This is a genomic window from Streptomyces laculatispora, from assembly GCF_017353455.1.
Taxonomy (GTDB): domain Bacteria; phylum Actinomycetota; class Actinomycetes; order Streptomycetales; family Streptomycetaceae; genus Streptomyces; species Streptomyces laculatispora.
Window position 1 is genome coordinate 35,359 of record NZ_JAFMPZ010000051.1, and the last position, 18,454, is coordinate 53,812.

Consider the following 18,454-nt stretch of genomic DNA (forward strand, 5'->3'; position numbering starts at 1 on the left):
CCATATGAGCGCCTCCTAGCTCGAAAGATAAACCTGTGACTGTCAATGACGACTCGTTCACCAACTGGAAGAACCGCGAGGAGATCGCGGAGTCGATGATCCCGATCATCGGGAAGCTGCACCGGGAGCGGGACGTCACCGTCCTGCTGCACAGCCGCTCCCTGGTGAACAAGTCGGTGGTCAGCATCCTCAAGACCCACCGGTTCGCCCGGCAGATCGCCGGTGAGGAGCTCTCGGTCACCGAGACGCTGCCGTTCCTGAAGGCTCTCACCACCCTCGATCTCGGCCCTTCCCAGATCGACATCGGGATGCTCGCCGCGATGTACCGGACCGACGACCGCGGTCTGTCCATGGCGGAGTTCACCGCCGGGGCCGTCGCCGGCGCCACGGGGGCCGACAAGATCGAGTGCCGCGAGCCGCGCGATGTCGTCCTCTACGGATTCGGCCGCATCGGCCGCCTCCTCGCCCGGCTGCTCATCGAGAAGGCGGGCTCCGGCAACGGCCTGCGGCTGCGTGCCATCGTCGTCCGCAAGGCGGCGGGCCAGGACATCGTCAAGCGCGCCTCACTGCTGCGCCGCGACTCGATCCACGGACAGTTCCAGGGCACGATCACCGTTGACGAGGCGAACAACAAGATCATCGCCAACGGCAACGAGATCAAGGTGATCTACTCTGACGACCCGACGACGGTGGACTACACGGCGTACGGGATCAAGGACGCCGTCCTCATCGACAACACCGGCCGGTGGCGCGACCGCGAGGGCCTGTCGCAGCACCTGCGCCCCGGCGTCGCCAAGGTCGTGCTCACCGCGCCGGGCAAGGGCGACGTCCCCAATGTCGTTCATGGCGTCAACCACGACATGATCAAGCCGGACGAGCAGATCATCTCCTGTGCCTCCTGCACCACCAACGCGATCGTCCCGCCGCTGAAGGCGATGGCGGACGAGTACGGCGTCCTGCGCGGTCACGTGGAGACGATCCACTCGTTCACCAATGACCAGAACCTGCTGGACAACTACCACAGCTCCGACCGCCGCGGCCGCTCGGCGCCGCTCAACATGGTCATCACCGAGACCGGTGCGGCGTCCGCCGTGGCCAAGGCGCTGCCCGACCTCGACGCGACGATCACCGGCAGCTCGATCCGGGTACCGGTGCCGGACGTCTCGATCGCGATCCTCAGCCTGAAGCTCGGGCGCGAGACCACCCGCACCGAGGTCCTCGACCACCTCCGCGAGGTGTCGCTCACGTCGCCGCTCAAGCGCCAGATCGACTTCACCACCGCCCCGGACGCGGTCTCCAGCGACTTCATCGGCTCGCGCCATGCCTCCATCGTCGATGCCGGGCCCACTCAGGTCGATGGGGACAACGCGATCCTCTACCTCTGGTACGACAACGAGTTCGGCTACTCCTGCCAGGTCGTCCGGGTCGTCCAGCACGTCTCCGGGGTGGAGTACCCGACCTTCCCCGTCCCCGTGCTCTGACCCCGCCGTCCCGTGTGCGGGCAGCCCGGAGGCTGCCCGCACACGGGACCGGTACCGAGGACTACCGGGCCGGTGCCGGGCCCGACACCGTGTTCGGTGCCGGGGCATAGCCCGTGGCCCGGGTGGTGAACGTCCCCCGGCCCTGGGTCCGGCTGCGCAGCCGGGTCGCGTAGCCGAACAGTTCGGCCAGCGGCACCGTCGCCGTGATCACCGCCGTACCGGGCCGCGCGGTGGTACCGGACACCTGGCCACGCCGTGCGGCCAGGTCACCGAGCACCCCGCCGACGGCGTCGTCGGGCACGGTGACCGTGACCTCGGCCACCGGTTCCAGCAGCACCATCGCGCAGGCGCGCAGCGCCTCCCGGAGCGCGAACCGCCCGGCGGTGCGGAACGCCATCTCCGAGGAGTCCTTGGGATGGGTGGCGCCGTCGGTCAGCGTCACCCGCACCCCGGTCACCGGATGCCCGCCGACGGGACCCTCGACCAGGGCGTCCCGGCAGCCGGCCGCCACCGCCCGGACGTACTCCTGCGGCACCCGGCCGCCGACGACGGCCGAGCGGAACACGAACTCCGCCCCGCCCGCGCCGTCTTGACCGTCGGTCGACTCCAACGGTTCGACGTCGAGAACGACATGGGCGAACTGCCCGGCCCCTCCGTCCTGCTTGACGTGCCGGTACACCAGAGCGGACACACCGCGCACGACCGTCTCCCGGAAGGCGACCTGCGGCCGGCCGACCCGGACCTCCAGCCCGTGGGCGCGGCGGATCTTCTCCGCCGCCACCTCCAGGTGGAGTTCGCCCATGCCCGAGAGCACCGTCTGACCCGTCTCGGGGTCCGTCCGCACCGCCAGCGACGGGTCCTCCTCGGCCAGCCGCGCCAGTGCGGACATCAGCCGCTCCGTGTCGGTGCTCCGGCCGGCCTCGACCGCGACCGACACGACCGGATCCGCCACGGTGGGCGGTTCGAGGACCAACGGGGCACCCGGCGCGCACAGAGTGGCGCCGGCCCGGGCGGCCTTGAGACCGATCACCGCGACGATGTCCCCGGCCACCGCCTCGTCCACATCGACGTGCCGGTCCGCCTGGACCCGCAGGATGCGGCCGACACGCTCGCTGCGCCGGGCGCCCGCGTCCAGCACCGTCTCCCCCTTCCTGAGCGTGCCCGAATACACCCGCAGATAGGTCAGCCGGCCCGTCGCGGTCGCGGTCACCTTGAACGCCAGCGCGGCGAGCGGAGCCGCCGGATCGGCGGCTCGCTCCCGCACTTCGCCGCCGAGTGTGCCGCGCACCGGTGGCACGTCCAGCGGGGAGGGCAGATAGGCCACGACGGCCTCCAGCAGCGGCTCGATACCGCGGTTGCGGTAGGCCGAACCGCACAGCACGACGACCCCTTCACCGGTACGGGTCAGATCGCGCAACGCCTCGGCCAGCGTCCGCGCGCAGAGCGTGGACCGCGCGCAGAACTCCTCCAGGGCGACCGGGTGGAGCTCCGCCACCGTCTCCTCCAGCAGCCGTCGGCGCCGTTGTGCCTCCTCCCGCAGCGCTTCGGGGACCTCCCCCTCCTCGTACGTGTCACAGCCATCGGTCCAGAGCAGTGCCCGCATGCGCAGCAGATCCACCACTCCGGTGAACCGCTCCTCGTCCCCGACCGGAAGCTGGACCACCAACGGGACCGTGTGCAGCCGCTCCCGGATCGACGCGACCGCCGCGTCTAGGTCGGCGCCGACGCGGTCGAGCTTGTTGACGAACGCGATGCGCGGCACGGCGTGCCGGTCGGCCTGGCGCCACACCGACTCGCTCTGCGGCTCCACGCCCGCGACTGCGTCGAACACCGCGATCGCACCGTCGAGCACCCGCAGCGAACGCTCGACCTCGTCGGCGAAGTCGACGTGTCCCGGAGTGTCGATCAGATTGATCCGGTGGTCCGCCCACGTACAACTCACCGCAGCGGCGAAGATGGTGATGCCCCGGTCGCGCTCCTGCGGGTCGAAGTCGGTGATGGTCGTCCCGTCATGGACCTCGCCGCGCTTGTGGGTGGTGCCGGTGGCGTAGAGGATCCGTTCGGTGACGGTGGTCTTGCCGGCATCGACATGGGCGAGGATGCCCAGGTTGCGAACGCCGCTCAGTGCGCTGGTGAGATGACGGTGCAGTTCGGTACGCACGGTCCGTGGCCTTTCGGGGTGATCCGGAAGAAGACGGCGCGATGCCCGGACGAGGAGGCCTGTGTCCAGGCCCGCGGAACCCTTGGCAGCGGCGCGCCGCACAGGGCGCCGCGGCGATGACGGTTCGTCAATGAACGGACAGGGCTCAGCTGTTCGTCACGGGTGTCCGGGGCCGGCCGCGCAGCCGACGCCGGGCGGAGGTAGACACCAGGATCACCTCGTACCGCGACAGGGGAACGACGACAGCGGTGCGGTAGCGCACGGCAGGTCTCCCCTCACTGGTCACGGTGCGCGCCATGCCGTGATGGCGGCGCGCGAGTTCGTGGCGAGTCTAGGGAAGCGGGTACGGGGGAGAGAAGCGGATTTCCCGGGAAGCCGATGCCGTTGCCCGGCCTTAGCCGTCGGGGGCGGATCCGTGTCACGGCGAAGGGAACCAAGAGGCGTCCCCCGCTGTCATTACTACGTTCGCTACGCCATTCACACAGAGACGGAGGCGAGTCCATGGGGGTCGCCCGGGCACTGTTGCCGGTGCTGCGTCTTGCGGCCGGGGCCGGGCTCCGGCCGGGCCCCGCGTTACTCGGGGCCGCACTCCGGCGCTGCTCGTCGCCCCGTACGTTGCTCATCCCTCCGCAGCCGTTGGCGAGTCGACTGAAGTGGAGCGGGGAAGCGGTCGCCCTGTTCCGTGCCCCGGCCACCGGCCGGCGTTCCGTCGGCGGCCACCGGCGCCGGCTGGCCCGATCCCTCGCGCTGCGTGGCGAACTGCTGCGTCAGGCGGGGCGGTACGCGGAGGCGCTCGCCGCGGTGGAGGAGTCCCTGGCCGTTCCCGAGGCCCGCGCGCTCAGGACGCCGGCCGTCGACCGCCGGGTGACGCTCACCTTCGCGCTTGCGGGGGTCGGCAGACTCGACGAGGCGCTGGTGGTCGCCCGTGAACATGCGGATGCGTACGGGGGCGTCGCGACGGGTCCGGTCGGCCGCTCGTCGGGCAGCCGGGCCCAGGCGCTGCGCGCATACGCATGCGTGCTGGAGTGGGCCGGACGGCCGGCGGAGTCCGCCGATGTCTACCGGCGATGTGTCGCCCTGATAAGGGAGTTGTCCCCGTGGCGGCGACTCCCCGTGGAACTGCTGTACACGCGGACGCTGGTCGAGCTGACCGGCGTGCTGCGCACGCTCGCCCGGTTCGACGAAGCGATCGAGGCGGGCGACGAGGCACGGGAGCGCACCGGCGTGGTGCTGCCCCGGCTCAACCCGGAAGGCCTGTCCCTGCACGCCCGGTTGCTCAGCGACCTGGCCTGGTGCCTGGGCTCCACCGGTGAAGTCGACCGGGCGCGCGAGACGGCCACGGAGGCGGTGGCGGCCTGTCGCGCCATGATCGTGTACGACCTCGCAGCCGGTGAGCCGCGGCTCGTGATCGCCCTTCGGTGCCTCTCGCACCACCTCGACAGGCTGGAGGATCACGACGAGGAACGGGTCGTGCTGCGTGAACTCGCCGCCCGCTGCTCCCGGTTGGCCATCTCCAGTCCGGATGTCTACGAGCCGGCGCTCGCCGAGGCCCTCGACGGTCTCGCCCTGTGCCATGCGCGGGACGGAGATTTCAGCGAGTCCGTGGCAGCCGCCGAGCGCAGTGTGGCGTTGTACCGGCGTGCCGCCGAACGTGATCCCGCCGCCCCACGAGCCGGAGTTGGCCCGGACGCTGGCCGCGCTCAGTGCCCATCTGTCTCGTACGGACTCAGGCGACGGCTCGGTGGCCGCCGCCCGCGAGGCGCTGGAGATCACGCGGCGTTCGGCGGAACCCGACGGTCAGGAGCACCGGTCACGGATCGCCCAGCGGCTGCGGCTCCTCGGCCGGGCCCTGCACCGCACCGGGGACGAAGAGGAGGCGGAGGCCTGCTTCACGGAGGCCGAGACCATTTTGCGGGCGCTCATGGAGACGGGAGGCCGCAAGCGGTACGCGGCAGATCTGGACGCCGCGCTGTCGGGGCTCGCCGCCGCTCTGGGCGCGGCGGTCGACGTCCACCTCGACGCGGGCCGCGCGACCGAGGCCGCGGCGGCTCTGGACCGTATCCACCGGCTCACCGGGCGCACCGGACGCAGTGACGTGCACGCGGCCTGCGTCACCGCGTTCGCCCGTGCGCGCGCCCGGGAACCGGAAGGAATCCGGCAGGCCTGGCAGCGGGTGACGGGGGAGCCGTGGCCCTCGTTCGTCTACCGGATCGGCTGAGTACGGCCGCGGGAGGGCCCCCGGGCCGGCGCCGGGGTACTGGCAGCGAGTTCCCCGGGCCGACTGCGGCCGGTTCGGGGCTGCCATGTCCTGCGGCACCGCCGGAGCGCGTTTTGGCCGCAGCCGCGCCACTCGGCGGGCGAGATGCCCGCGCCCCGGCCACCCCGGGTGATCAGTGCGTTCACCGGCGTATGGGGGTCCAGGGCCATCGTCCGGGCCAGCAGGACCCCGATCACCAGCGGAGCCAGCGTGACGGCCAGCGTGGTGCCGGCACTGGTGACGTGCTGCATGCGGGGGCGCGGTGCGTCGGGAGCCATGGTCCCATTCGAGCAGCGACGGACCGGTGCGGGATCGGGCGGCGTACTCAGTCCGGGGCGGCCCGGGTACTCACCCGGGCCGCCCCGGCGGCAGTGGCTATGCCGTGGTGCCGGGGCCGGAACCCGTGCCCGAGGCGGCCTTGATGCCCTTGGTGATGTCGTCCAGGACGGACAGGGCCGGTGCCTTGGTGTTGATGTCGAAGCCCGAACGGACGACGACCAGCATGTTCTCGGCCCGAGGGGCGGGGAAGGCCAGCGACTCGACGTACCCGTCGTCGCCGTTCTTCGTCACGACCTTCCAGCGCACCCGGTAGCCCTTCTGGCCGGCGACGGTGACCGGCTCGGACTTCAGCTCCTGGTGCGAGGTGATGCCGCCGTAGATCTGCTCGCCGTACGAGTCCTTCGCGTTGGCGGCGATGTCCTTCTCGGCCGTGGCCCTCGCGGTCGTGGTGTTCAGCTTCAGCGCCTTGGCCGGGACGGAGAACACTCCGCCGCGGACACACTTCTGCTTGGTGTCCCCGGGGCAGGCGTACGAACCTGTGGTCACCCCCGCGCCCATGCCCGACTCGCCCTTCCAGCCGTCAGGGACCGGGATGCTGATTCCGCTCGCCAGGTCCGTCGCGTAACCGTCCTCGGTCTGCGGCTGCTGCTGCTCGGGGCTCTCGTTCCCGCCGCCATCGCCACCGCTGCCGCCCGGTGCGCCGGGCTGACGACTGGGCGCAGGGGAGGGCGAGGCGGACGGTGCGGTGGCCGTGTCCGTCTTCTTGCCGGAGTCGTCGGCCAGCAGGTACACGCCACCGCCGATGGCGGCGAGCAGCACCACACCGGCGGTTATGCCGGCACCGATGCGTATCCGGCGGCTGCGCGCGGTCGCCGGTGGCACGCGGAGGTGATCGGTCCACTGACTGCCGTCCCACCAGCGTTCCTGGATGGGGCCAAATCCTGTGTACCCGGGGTCTGGATGCCAGCCGGGCGGGCTCGTCTGCGTCACGGCAGCCACCGTAGCCGGGTTGCGTGAGAATCCGATGAACCGGATGAGCTGGATGAGCGGTTCCGGCCCTGCTCCGGACCTGATTCTGGTCTAGACAATTGATGACGAAGCTCGCTAGCATCCGCGACGGAGCGCGGTGGTCCTGCGGCAGCGGTTCGCCCGGTCCGTCGGCCACGGCAGGATTGAGGGCACATGGAAGCGACTGCTCCAGACCGTCGGTTCGCCGAGGAGTACCGGATCGCCCGGGAGATACCGCGCGACGGGCTCACCGCATGGCGTGCGGCCGTCGCAGCCGAGGTACCGCTGGCGCCGGGGGAGGTTGTTCTGGATGTCGGGGCCGGTACGGGGGCCTTCTCGGCCGCGTTCGCCGACTGGTTCGGGGTGCGGGTGCTGGCGGTGGAGCCGGCCGCCGCCATGCGCGCGCTGATCCCGCGGACCGCGGACATCGAGGTGCTGGACGGCCGGGCCGAGGCGCTGCCGGTGCCGGACGGATGCGCGGACGCCGCCTGGCTCGGCTCGGTCGTCCACCACATCGACGATCTGCCCGCCGCGGCACGGGAGATACGCAGGGCGCTGAAGCCGGGGGCGCCGGTGCTGATCCGCAACTCGTTTCCCGGCCGGTGCACGCGGGACCTGCGGGTGCGGTTCTTCCCCGGGACCGCGCGCATCGTCGACGGCTATCCGACCGTCGAGCAGACCTGCGCGGCGTTCGGCGCCGCCGGTTTCACCCGGGTCGCGCTGCACGCGGTGCCGCAGGAGAGTGCACCGAGCCTGTCCGGCTTCGCCGACCGGATCCGGCGGGACACCGATGCGAAGCTCCGGGCCCTCACTGATGAGGAGTTCGCGTGCGGGATGCGGCGGCTGCGGCGGGCCGCGGAGCAGGAGCCGGACCGGCCGGCCGTCAGCTGGATGGACCTGCTGGTCCTGGCCTGACCGCACCGGAAACAGCCGTGCGGGCCCACGGCGATCCGGACGAAGGGCTTTAGGGTTTCCGCATGAGTGGAAACGATGACGAGGAGCGGTCCGTGCGGGCCGCCGTCGAGGGGGAGCTGCGGCTGCTCGATCCGCAGGTGCGGGCCTCGCCCGACGCGGTGACCGAACTCCTCGACCAGGAGTTCACCGAGTTCGGTGCGTCCGGGCGGCGCTATGACAGAGCGTCGGTCCTCGTCGTCACCTCCGCCGTCGGCGAGGAGGCCCCCGCCCCGATCGCCGCCACCGGCATGTCCGGCGCACTGCTGGCCCCCGGCCTCGTCCACCTGACGTTCACGACGGAGAGCAACGGCCTTACAGTGCGGCGCAATTCGATCTGGCGGCGGACGGATTCGCGCTGGCGGCTGTACTTCCACCAGGGCACACCGGTCAACGCCCCCTAGTCACACGGGTATTCGGCGGCCGACCGGCGGCGTGCCGTCTAGGCTCCTGAAATGACGACCCCCAGCTATCCCGCCAAGCCCCGGCCCGGTGACCGCGTCGCCGTGCTGTCCCCCTCATCCGGGCTTCCCGGCATCCTTCCGCTCCCGTTCGAGCTGGGACTGCGCAGACTCCGCGAGGAGTACGGGCTGGAACCGGTGGAGTACCCGAGCACCCGGAAGATGGGCTCATCGCCCCAGGAGCGGGCCGCCGACATCCACGCGGCCTTCGCCGACCCCGCGATCAAGGCCGTCATCTCCAGCATCGGCGGAGACGACCAGATCACCGTGCTGCCGTACCTGGACCGGGAGCTGCTGCGGGCCAACCCCAAGCCGTTCTTCGGCTACAGCGACTGCACCAATCTGCTGGTGTTCCTCGGGAATCTGGGCATCGTCGCCTACCACGGCGGATCGGTGATGGTCGAGCTGGGACGCCCGGGCGCGATGCACCCCCTGACGGCCGACTCGCTGCGGGCGGCGCTCTTCACCCACGATGCCCGCGAGCTCACCCCGGCGAAGGAGACCGGCAGCGTGAATGACCGCTGGGAGGATCCGCGGACCTTCGACCGCGAACCCGGCATGCTGCCCGCCGACGACTGGATCTGGCACAACGCCGGCCGGGTGGTCCAGGGGGCGAGCTGGGGCGGGAATCTGGAGATCCTGTCCTGGCTGCTGATGGCGGACCGGGAGATACTGCCCGCGGCCGCGTACGCGGGCCGGGTGCTGTTCCTCGAAACGTCGGAGGAGATGCCCGGTGCCGACGCGGTCTACCAGATCCTGCGGAACATGGGGGAGCGGGGACTCCTGAAGCAGTTCCCGGCGCTGCTGATGGCGCGGGCGAAGAACTGGTCCTTCGACAGTCCGCTGGGAGCCGAGGCGGGGGAGGAGTACCGGGTGCTGCAACGGCAGTCGGTGCTCCGGGCGTTGGCGGAGTACGCCCCCGGGACCATGGCCGTCCTCGATGTCGACCTGGGCCACACGGACCCTCAGCTGATCATTCCCTACGGCGGCCAGGTGCGGGTGGACGGTGTGGCCCGGCGCATCGTCGTGACGTACTGAGGGACGCCCACAGGGGGCGGCGTCTGTTCTGGTCCGACCACATGCCATGTGTGACATAGTTGGAGATTCGGACAAGAGCGGCCGGCCCGGGGAACGGCTCCGGCCGCGGCAGGGGGTGACGGATGCCCGTCGAATGGCAGCCGGTACGGCAGTCGCGCACGCATGAGCTGGTGCTCCAGAGCATCGAGCAGCGGGTGTTCGCCGGCGAGCTCAAGGCCGGCGACCGGCTGCCGCCCGAACGGGAGCTCGCGCCGGTCCTCGGCGTGAGCCGGTCGGCGCTGCGCGAGGCGTTGCGGGTGCTGGAGACCATCGGCGTCCTGGTGGCCCAGCCGGGCCGGGGCCCGGACGCCGGGGCGCGGATCGTCCGTAACCCCGAAGGCGCCCTCGGCCGGCTGCTCCGACTCCACTTCGCCCTCGGCAGTTACAGCCTTCAGGACGTGCTGGAAGCGCGCGTGGCCCTGGAGCGGTCCAGCTTCGAGGCCGCCGCACGGCACGCCTCCGCGGCCGATCTGGACGAGGCCGAGGCGCTGGTCGTACGGATGGGGGAGCCGGATGTCGAGGTGCCGGAGTTCAACGACCTGGACACCCGGTTCCACGTCAGGATCGCCCGCAGCTCCGGCAACGAGCTGACCTCCACCCTCACCTCCGCGGTGCGGGAGTCGGTCCGGCCGCTGATCCTGCGCGCCCTGGAGGCGGCGGAGGACTGGCCGGCCACGGCCGCCGCGCTCAACGCCGACCACATCGAGCTGCTGCGCCTGGTGCGCGCGGGCGAGGGGGTGCGGGCGGCCGATGCCGTCGAGGCGCACATCCGTGGACTGCACGGCACGCTGGTCGACGAGAAGCCCACCGCCTGACGTCCACCGCCTGACGCCTGACGCCTGACCCGAGCCGTCGCGATGCCCGCTGCCCCGGGCGCCGCGGCGGCTTTTGCGTGGAGTGGCGCGAGCGGGGATCAGCCGTCCGCCGCGCGCGTCGGCCTCTTTCCGGTTCCGGCTTGAGGATAGTATGGTCGGACCATAAAAAGCGCCGAACATCACGCAGAGAAATGATCGGGGAGACCCATGCGCATCGGACTCTTCGCCACCTGTCTGGGAGACACGCTCTTCCCCGAGGCGGTGAAATCCACCGCGGTGCTGCTGGCACGCCTGGGACACGACGTGGTGTTCCCGCCGGGGCAGACCTGCTGCGGCCAGATGCATGTCAACACCGGCTACCAGCGCGAACCCGTCCCGCTGGTGCGCAATTTCGCCGAGCAGTTCGGTGACGCCTCCATCGAGGCCGTCGTCATGCCGTCGGGATCGTGCGCCGGCTCGGTCCGCCACCAGCACGAGCTCATCGCCGAACGGTACGGCGACGCGGCGCTGCGCGCGGGTGTCGCCACCGTCAGGGCGAAGACGTACGAGCTCTCGGAGTTCCTCGTCGACGTGCTGGACGCCACCGATGTCGGCGCGTACTTCCCGCACCGGGTGACGTACCACCCCACCTGTCACTCCCTGCGCATGCTCAGAGTCGGTGAGAAGCCGCTGCGGCTGCTGCGGGCCGTCGACTCGATCGACCTGGTCGAGCTGCCCGAGGCCGACGCCTGCTGCGGATTCGGCGGCACCTTCGCCCTGAAGAACGCCGACACGTCGACCGCGATGCTCCAGGACAAGATGCGCAACATCGCCACCACCGGGGCCGATGTGTGCACCGCCGGCGACTCGTCGTGTCTGATGCACATCGGCGGCGGGCTCTCCCGGATCAGCTCCGGCACCCGCACCCTGCACCTGGCGCAGATCCTCTCCGCCACCCGCACCTCGCCGCATCTCCCGATGGAGGCCGCCCGATGAGCAGCACCTTTCTCGGCATGCCCGCGACGCCGCCCCGCTCCCCGTACGGAACGGGCAATCTGCGCGGCGACCGGACGTTCCCCGCGGCGGCCCACGACGACCTGGGCAACGAACAGCTGCGCCGCAATCTCGGCCGGGCCACCCACACCATCCGCGCCAAGCGCCTCAACGTCACCGGCGAGCTGCCCGACTGGGAGGAGCTGCGTGACGCGGGATCGGCCATCAAGACCGACACCATGAACCGGCTCCCCGAGCTCCTCGAGGAGCTGGAGCGCAAGGTCACCGAACGCGGCGGCACGGTCCACTGGGCACGGGACGGCGCCGAGGCCAACGAGATCGTGGCGCGGCTGGTCAAGGAGACCGGGAGTCAGGAGGTCATCAAGGTCAAGTCGATGGCCACCCAGGAGATCGGTCTCAACGAGCACCTCGAATCCATCGGCATCACCCCGTACGAGACGGACCTCGCCGAGCTCATCGTGCAGCTCGCCCACGACAAGCCCTCGCACATCCTGGTGCCCGCGATCCACCGCAACCGGGACGAGATCCGGGAGATCTTCCTCAAGGAGATCCCGGGCGTCGACCCGTCGCTGGACAATGTTCCCGCGCATCTCGCCGCCGCGGCCCGCGCCTATCTGCGCGAGAAGTTCATGACGACGAAGGTCGCCGTGTCGGGAGCCAACTTCGGCATCGCCGAGACCGGCACCCTGTCCGTCGTCGAGTCGGAGGGCAACGGGCGGATGTGCCTGACCCTGCCCGACACCCTGATCACCGTCATGGGCATCGAGAAGGTGCTGCCGCGCTACCAGGACCTGGAAGTCTTCCTGCAACTGCTGCCGCGCTCCTCCACCGGCGAACGGATGAACCCGTACACGTCGATGTGGACCGGAGTCACCCCCGGCGACGGGCCGCAGACCTTCCACCTGGTGCTCCTGGACAACGGACGCACCGCCGCGCTCGCGGACCGGATCGGCCGCGAGGCGCTCAACTGCATCCGCTGCTCGGCCTGTCTCAACGTCTGCCCGGTGTACGAACGCGCCGGCGGCCACGCCTACGGATCGACGTACCCCGGGCCGATCGGCGCCGTCCTCACCCCGCAGCTCGCCGGAATGCACGCCGCCAAGGACGATCCCAACAGCTCGCTGCCGTACGCCTCCAGCCTCTGCGGGGCCTGTTTCGACGCCTGCCCGGTCAAGATCGACATCCCGTCGCTGCTGGTCGAGCTGCGCCACCAGCACACCGAGCAGTCCGGCACCACGGCCGAGAAACTCGCCATGAAGGCCGCGGCCGGAGTGATGAGGAAGCCGAAGCTCTTCACCGCCGCGCAGAAGGCATCGGGGATCGGCCGCGTCATCGCCGGACGGGACCAGAAGATCTCCCACCTGCCGCCGCCGTTCAACGGCTGGAGCGACAGCCGGGACACCCCGGCCCCGCCCAAGCAGACCTTCCGCTCCTGGCTCTCCTCGGCCGAGGGCGCGGCGACGATGCGGGCGGCCGCCGACGAACACACGCGCAACCAGCAGGAGGAGGAGAAGTGACGACCGCTCGCGAAACGGTGCTCGGCCGCGTCCGGGACGCCCTGGCCCTCGCGCCCGCCGCCGACACCCCGGTCCCGCGCGCCTACCGCACCGGCCGTACCCTCCCCGACGCGGAGCGCCTGGCCCTGTTCACCGACCGGCTCGTCGACTACAAGGCCCAGGTCCACCCCTGCACCGCCGACCGGACCGCCGAGGTCATCGCCGAGGTGCTGCGGGAGCGGGGCGCCCAAAGGATCGGGGTGCCCGCCGGACTCGACCCGCAATGGCTCACCGCCTACGACGGCGAGGTGCGGCAGGACTCCGCCGATATTCCTCCGCCGCGGCTGGACGCCCTCGACGGCGTCGTCACGGCGTCGGCCGTCAGCTGCGCCGAGACCGGCACCATCTTCCTGGACGGATCGCCCGACCAGGGGCGTCGCGCGCTGTCCCTGGTGCCCGATCTCCATGTCTGTGTCGTCGATCTGTCGACCGTGCGGGTGGGCGTTCCGGAGGCGGTGGCCGAGCTGGTGCCCGAGCGGCCGACGACGCTGATCAGCGGACCGTCGGCCACCTCCGACATCGAACTGGAACGGGTGGAGGGCGTACACGGCCCCCGCACCCTGGCCGTCGTGATCCGCACGGACGTATGAGGAGGCGGGGGTGCGCCACCGCGCACCCCCGTACCGTCCCCGTTCCGTCCTCAGCCGTGTTCGACCGTCACCTCCACCGGCCCGAATCCGATGCGGGTCGTCGCCGCGTCCTCGGCCCAGCACACCTCGACCGTGTCCCCGTCGGCGTTCACCCCGCTCACCACCGCGTCGAGCACGGCCGCGCCGGGCTCCGCGGTGAGCGAGGCGAGCGCGGCCAGGAGCACCGTGCCCTCCGCCTCCGCCCCCAGCCGGGGCAGCACCGCCCAGGGCGTGTACGCCGTGCCCTGCGGTGCCCGTACCTCGTCCTGTGACTCCCAGCCGTGCAGACCGTGCAGGGCCGACGCCACCGCGGACCCGGGACCGGTCGCCCAGCCCGTCTGCTCCACCCGGGCGCCGGGCGGGGCACCCAGCACCCGGTGCACCCGCAGTTCGTACCGGCCGCGGACCACGGTCACGCTCTCCACCCGCAGCCCCGGCACCATCGGCGCACCGCCGGCGAACACGGGGCGGTGCCAGGAGGCGGCCCAGCCCCAGCCGTCGCCGCCGCCCGCGCCCAGCGGGCGGATGGCACGGCGGCCGCTGCGGGCCCCGTCGACGACGACGGCGAGATGGTTGTCGGCAGCGTTCCCGCGCGCCGTCGGGCCGGTGACCGTCGAGTACGACTGCCGGCTGTACAGCGGATCGTCCTGCACCGCCGACTCGCCCTCGTGCGGCCGGACATGGTCGCTTCCGTGGTTGTGCAGCCGGACGATCCCGTCCGCCCGCGTCGACTGGACGAGCAGTCCCGGCGCGGGCAGTGCGAGCACCCGGTCGGGCCCCTCGCTCGGGGCCGGCTCCTCGGTGGCCGTCCACAGCGGGTGGTCCGCCGGGGCGAGCAGCGAGACGAAGGCCTTGGACGCCCAGTAGGGGGAGGCCGGACCCGAGTAGGGCTGGAGCGTCGCGTCGTGCGTCCCGTGCCAGCCCAGGCTCAGCAGCCCGTCGGTGCCGGTCGCGCCGCGGTCCAGGAAGTAGCGCAGCGCCCCGCTGATCACCCGCCGCGACGTGCCCGGAGCGAGCGGGGTGTGCCCGGTCAGCGCGCCGAGTCCGACGGCCGAACCGGCCGCGAAGCGGTAGGACAGCGAACGGCCGAAGTGGATCGGCGCACCGTCCCCGCCGAACAGCAGCGAGAAGCTCTCCAGGTGCTCGCGCAGCCGTGCCCCGTAGTGCGCGGACAGCTCGGAGTCACCCGACAGATGGGCGTCCAGTACCGGGTAGAGGTGCAGCGCCCAGCCGTTGTAGTGGTCGAAGGCGCGGCCGTCGCCGTCCGCGTACCAGCCCTGACCGCGGTACCAGCTCTCCAGCAGGTCGAGTGCCCGCTCCCGCGCACGGGCCGTCTCCGCGTCGCCGCGGCCCACCGACTCCAGGAAACCGGCCACCGAGTAGGGGAACAGGTACCAGTTGTTCGGCGCGGGGGTGTGCCGCAGGGCGCCGCGCAGCCACTCCTCGGCGCGGTCCTGCACCGCCGGGTCCAGCCGGTCCCAGAGCCATGGCCGGGTGAGCCGCAGCCCGATGGCGACCGAGGCGGACTCCACCATGGGCTGGCCGAACACGGAGTGGTCGCGGATCAGCGGCCATGACTCGGTGTCGTCCCGGCCGGGCGTACGGGTTCCGGCCGCGAGCCCGTCCGCGTACCGGTCGAGCCAGCCGTGCGGGTCCTTGCCGCCCGCGCCCGCGACCCGGAAGGCGGCGGCGAGGAAGGTGCGCGCGTAGCCTTCGAGGCCGTCGGAGCGGACCCCGGACGCGGAGGGGCGTCCCGGCAGGTCGAGCAGCGCGCTGCCGGGGGTGGCCCACTGCCAGGCCGCCTTCAGCAGTCCGTCCGCCGCCGCCTCCCAGTGCGCGCGGGTGTATCCGGTGACCGGGCTCGTCGACCGGTCGTCGGCGGGGAGCTCCACCGGGGAGTTCGGGTGCGGTCGGTTCATGCGAGGAATGCCAGCCTTTCGCGTCGTACGGGATGGGCGAATCCGTCGCCCGCGGCCCAGCGTTCGGTCTCGCCCACGGCCAGATCGACCAGCCGCCGCCACTCGTTGCCCTGGGAGCCGGCGAGATGCGGGGTGATCAGGGCGTTCTCGCAGTCCCACAGGGGGTGGCCGGCCGGCAGGGTGTCGGGCTCGGTGACGTCGAGGACCGCCCGGATACGGTTCTGCAGCAGGACGTCGGTCAGCGCGTCCTGGTCGACGACGGCGCCGCGCGAGGTGTTGAGGAGCACACCGTCCGGGCGCATCGACATCAGCAGCTCACGGCTGACGAGCCGGTGGGTGGCGGGCAGCAGCGGGGTGTGGACGCTCACCACGTCGCTCAGCGCGAACAGTTCACCGAGCCCCACCGGCCGGACGCCGAGCGCGGCCGCTTCGGCGTCGGAGACGTACGGGTCGTGCAGCAGCACCCGGAGGTCGTAGGGCCGCAGCAGTTCGATGACCCGCCGGCCGATGAGCGAGGCGGACAGGATGCCCACGGTCCGGCCGTAGTTGCCGACCTGCGGGGAGGTGGCCAGCCAGTTGCCCCGGTGGCGCTCGACCCGGTAGTCGCGGGCCCGTTCCAGGGTCCGCTTCCCGGAGAGCAGGATCATCGCGACGGTGTACTCGGCAACCGGCAGGGCGTTGGCGGCGGCGGCCGACGACACCTCGATGCCGCGTTCCCAGCAGGCCTCGGTGATGTGCCCGCGGACGCTTCCGGCCGTGTGCACGACGGCGCGCAGCCGGGGCGCCGCGGTCAGTGCCGCCTCGTCGAGGGGCGGACAGCCCCAGCCGGTGACCAGCAGTTCCGTGTCCGCGAGCACGGCGCGGGCCCGGTCGGTGGTGAAGTCGTCGAGGACGGGCAGTGGCGCGAGGTCGCACACCTCCGAGAGCGCGTCCAGCGACCGGGCGTCCAGCAGGGCGGCCGCGGCATCCGGCTTCATCGCGACGGCGGCGCGCGGCCGGCGCCGCGCGGCAGGGGTGGTGGTGGGCATCTTTCTCCTGGTCCGGGGATGAGGTGGAGGCGGTACGGCTACTTGACGGCGCCCGCGGAGAGCCCCGACTTCCAGAAGCGCTGGAGCAGCGCGAAGGCGAGGATCAGCGGCAGGACCGCGAGCAGCGAACCCATGATCACCACGGGGTAGTACTCGGGCGAGACCGTGGCGGAGCTGTTCCAGATGTACAGACCGAGGCTGACGGGATACAGGTCCTGGTCGGAGAGCATCACCATGGGCAGGAAGAAGTTGTTCCAGATCGCGGTGAGCTGGAACAGGAACACGGTGACCAGACCCGGCCCGAGCATCCGCAGCGCGACCCGGAAGTACGTCGTCAGTTCCCCGGCACCGTCCACCCGGGCCGCTTCGAGCACCTCGTCGGGCACGTAGCCCTGGCTGAATATCCGGCCCAGGTACACGCCGAACGGGTTGAAGAGCACCGGGATGAACACGGACCAGAAGGTGTTGACCAGTCCGGTGCCGGACGCCATCAGGTACAGCGGCAGCGCCAGCACGGTCTGCGGCACCATCACCGCGGCGAGGACCAGGCCGAACAGCTTCTCCTTGTGCGCGAAGCGGTACTTGTCGAAGGCGTACCCGCAGGCGATGCTGATCAGCGCGCCGAGTGCCGCGCCGAGGACCGCGTACAGCAGGCTGTTGCCGTACCAGCGCCCGTACACACCGCCGTCCATCGCGAAGAGGTCCTTGAGGTTCTGCGCGAAGGAGAAGTGGTCGAGCGAGAGGACGTCGCTGCCGAACAGGGCGTCGCGGTCCTTCGACGAGGCGAGCACCAGCCACAGCACCGGCAGCAGCGTGTACAGCACGGAGATGCCGACGACCAGGTTGACGACGGAGCGGCCCAGCAGGCGGGGACGCAGGACGGCGGCCGTGCGGCCGGGACTCGTCGCGCTCATCGGACGTCCTCCTCGGGGGCGTTGGAGCGGTTGGTCCAGCGGGTCACGCCGTAGGAGAGCGCGATCGTGAGGACCAGCAGGACAACCGAGGCCGCGGCGGCCAGGCCGTAGTTGTTACGGGTGAACGCGGCGTCGTAGATGTACATGCTGGGCGAGAACCGCGAGCTGATCATCGGGGTCGACTGGCTCAGCAGCATCGGCTCGGTGAAGAGCTGGAGCGCGAAGATCAGGGTGAACATCGCGACCATCACGACCGAGGAGCGCACGAGTGGCGTCTTGACCTGGAGCGCGGTCCGGACCGGTCCGGCACCGTCGACGACGGACGCCTCGATGACCTCGCGCGGCACGGCCTGCAGGGCGGCGTAGAAGACCACCATGCTGTAACCGAGATTGCTCCACAGGGCGATGTTCACGATCGACGGCACCACCGTGTGCACACCGAGGAAGTCGATCGTGATGTCCGCCTTGCCGAGCAGGTCGATCACCGGGCTCAGCCCAGGTGTGTAGAGGTAGAGCCAGATGACGGCGGCGATGATGCCCGGCACGGCGTGCGGCAGGAAGAGCCCGAGCTGCGCCCAGGAGCGCAGCCGCACCACTCCGGAGTCCAGCAGCAGGGCCAGCGCGAGCGCGCCGATCACCATCACCGGGATGTAGATCAGGCAGTACAGGACGACGGTGCCCAGGCCGCTGAGGAACGTCGGGTCGCTCAGCACGGCGGTGTAGCTGCGCAGCCCGACGAAGACCGTGCGCTCCGGACCGAAGCCGAGCCCCGGCTGGTCGTCGCTGAAGAAGCTGAGCCAGACGGCGGTCGCGACCGGTATCAGGAAGACCGTCACCAGGAGGATGAAGAAGGGGGTCATCAGGGCGCCGGCCGCGCCGAGTTCACGACGTCTGGCGGACTTGCGGGGGGTGCCCGGGGGTGTGG

General features: G+C 71.2%; 17 protein-coding genes. 9 read left to right on the forward strand and 8 right to left on the reverse strand.

Annotated elements, in window-relative coordinates:
• Positions 1-35: 35 nt before the first annotated feature.
• Positions 36-1,481, forward strand: a complete 1,446-nt coding sequence (locus J1C73_RS02040) for a glyceraldehyde-3-phosphate dehydrogenase (RefSeq protein WP_123464627.1) — start codon at positions 36-38, stop codon at positions 1,479-1,481.
• A gap of 61 nt (positions 1,482-1,542) precedes the next feature.
• On the opposite strand, the gene fusA is transcribed toward J1C73_RS02040, so the two are convergent.
• Positions 1,543-3,642 carry an elongation factor G gene (gene fusA, locus J1C73_RS02045; RefSeq protein WP_207314790.1) on the reverse strand — a complete coding sequence of 700 codons (2,100 nt, stop codon included), beginning with the start codon at positions 3,640-3,642 and terminating at the stop codon, positions 1,543-1,545.
• A gap of 573 nt (positions 3,643-4,215) precedes the next feature.
• Positions 4,216-5,217, reverse strand: coding sequence for a hypothetical protein (locus J1C73_RS02050; protein WP_207314791.1), 1,002 nt, complete (start codon positions 5,215-5,217; stop codon positions 4,216-4,218).
• A gap of 64 nt (positions 5,218-5,281) precedes the next feature.
• On the opposite strand from J1C73_RS02050, the gene J1C73_RS02055 reads away from it, so the two are divergent.
• A complete protein-coding gene (locus J1C73_RS02055; protein ID WP_207314792.1) occupies positions 5,282-5,860 on the forward strand; it encodes a tetratricopeptide repeat protein in 579 nt (192 codons plus the stop codon).
• Here the strand turns inward: J1C73_RS02055 and J1C73_RS02060 are convergent.
• On the reverse strand, positions 5,845-6,177 hold the full coding sequence (locus tag J1C73_RS02060; RefSeq protein ID WP_242643574.1) for a hypothetical protein: 333 nt from the start codon (positions 6,175-6,177) through the stop codon (positions 5,845-5,847). The two genes, J1C73_RS02055 and J1C73_RS02060, sit on opposite strands and share 16 nt — an antisense overlap.
• Positions 6,178-6,274: 97 nt before the next feature.
• Positions 6,275-7,168, reverse strand: a complete 894-nt coding sequence (locus J1C73_RS02065; protein ID WP_123464634.1) for a DUF2510 domain-containing protein — start codon at positions 7,166-7,168, stop codon at positions 6,275-6,277.
• Between the two features lie 192 nt (positions 7,169-7,360).
• On the opposite strand from J1C73_RS02065, the gene J1C73_RS02070 reads away from it, so the two are divergent.
• From J1C73_RS02070 to J1C73_RS02100, 7 genes are all read left to right on the forward strand, one after another.
• Entirely contained in the window at positions 7,361-8,101 is a 741-nt protein-coding gene (locus J1C73_RS02070) for a class I SAM-dependent methyltransferase (protein WP_207314793.1), read from the forward strand.
• Between the two features lie 62 nt (positions 8,102-8,163).
• Positions 8,164-8,541: a nuclear transport factor 2 family protein gene (locus J1C73_RS02075; protein ID WP_207314794.1), complete on the forward strand. Its 378-nt coding sequence runs from the start codon at positions 8,164-8,166 to the stop codon at positions 8,539-8,541.
• 51 nt (positions 8,542-8,592) lie between these two features.
• Positions 8,593-9,636, forward strand: a complete 1,044-nt coding sequence (locus J1C73_RS02080) for a S66 family peptidase (protein ID WP_207314795.1) — start codon at positions 8,593-8,595, stop codon at positions 9,634-9,636.
• Positions 9,637-9,758: 122 nt separating this feature from the next.
• Entirely contained in the window at positions 9,759-10,490 is a 732-nt protein-coding gene (locus J1C73_RS02085; protein ID WP_124285745.1) for a FadR/GntR family transcriptional regulator, read from the forward strand.
• A gap of 207 nt (positions 10,491-10,697) precedes the next feature.
• Complete coding sequence (locus J1C73_RS02090) at positions 10,698-11,465, forward strand: (Fe-S)-binding protein (RefSeq protein ID WP_123464644.1); 768 nt, start codon at positions 10,698-10,700, stop codon at positions 11,463-11,465.
• Positions 11,462-13,000 carry a LutB/LldF family L-lactate oxidation iron-sulfur protein gene (locus J1C73_RS02095; protein ID WP_207314796.1) on the forward strand — a complete coding sequence of 513 codons (1,539 nt, stop codon included), beginning with the start codon at positions 11,462-11,464 and terminating at the stop codon, positions 12,998-13,000. Before J1C73_RS02090 ends, J1C73_RS02095 begins: the two co-directional genes overlap by 4 nt.
• Complete coding sequence (locus tag J1C73_RS02100) at positions 12,997-13,629, forward strand: LutC/YkgG family protein (RefSeq protein ID WP_207314797.1); 633 nt, start codon at positions 12,997-12,999, stop codon at positions 13,627-13,629. Before J1C73_RS02095 ends, J1C73_RS02100 begins: the two co-directional genes overlap by 4 nt.
• A gap of 50 nt (positions 13,630-13,679) precedes the next feature.
• Here the strand turns inward: J1C73_RS02100 and J1C73_RS02105 are convergent, their stop codons facing one another.
• From J1C73_RS02105 to J1C73_RS02120, 4 genes are all read right to left on the reverse strand, one after another.
• The gene (locus J1C73_RS02105; protein ID WP_207314798.1) at positions 13,680-15,587 is read right to left on the reverse strand and encodes a DUF2264 domain-containing protein; all 1,908 of its coding nucleotides are present in this window, start codon (positions 15,585-15,587) and stop codon (positions 13,680-13,682) included.
• Positions 15,584-16,615, reverse strand: a complete 1,032-nt coding sequence (locus tag J1C73_RS02110) for a hydroxyacid dehydrogenase (RefSeq protein ID WP_207314799.1) — start codon at positions 16,613-16,615, stop codon at positions 15,584-15,586. The genes J1C73_RS02105 and J1C73_RS02110 overlap by 4 nt, the downstream gene beginning before the upstream one ends.
• Before the next feature lie 38 nt (positions 16,616-16,653).
• Positions 16,654-17,529: a carbohydrate ABC transporter permease gene (locus J1C73_RS02115; RefSeq protein ID WP_207314800.1), complete on the reverse strand. Its 876-nt coding sequence runs from the start codon at positions 17,527-17,529 to the stop codon at positions 16,654-16,656.
• The coding region (locus J1C73_RS02120) for a carbohydrate ABC transporter permease (protein WP_207314801.1) at positions 17,526-18,454 on the reverse strand (929 nt) is incomplete at its 5' end. The genes J1C73_RS02115 and J1C73_RS02120, both read right to left, overlap by 4 nt.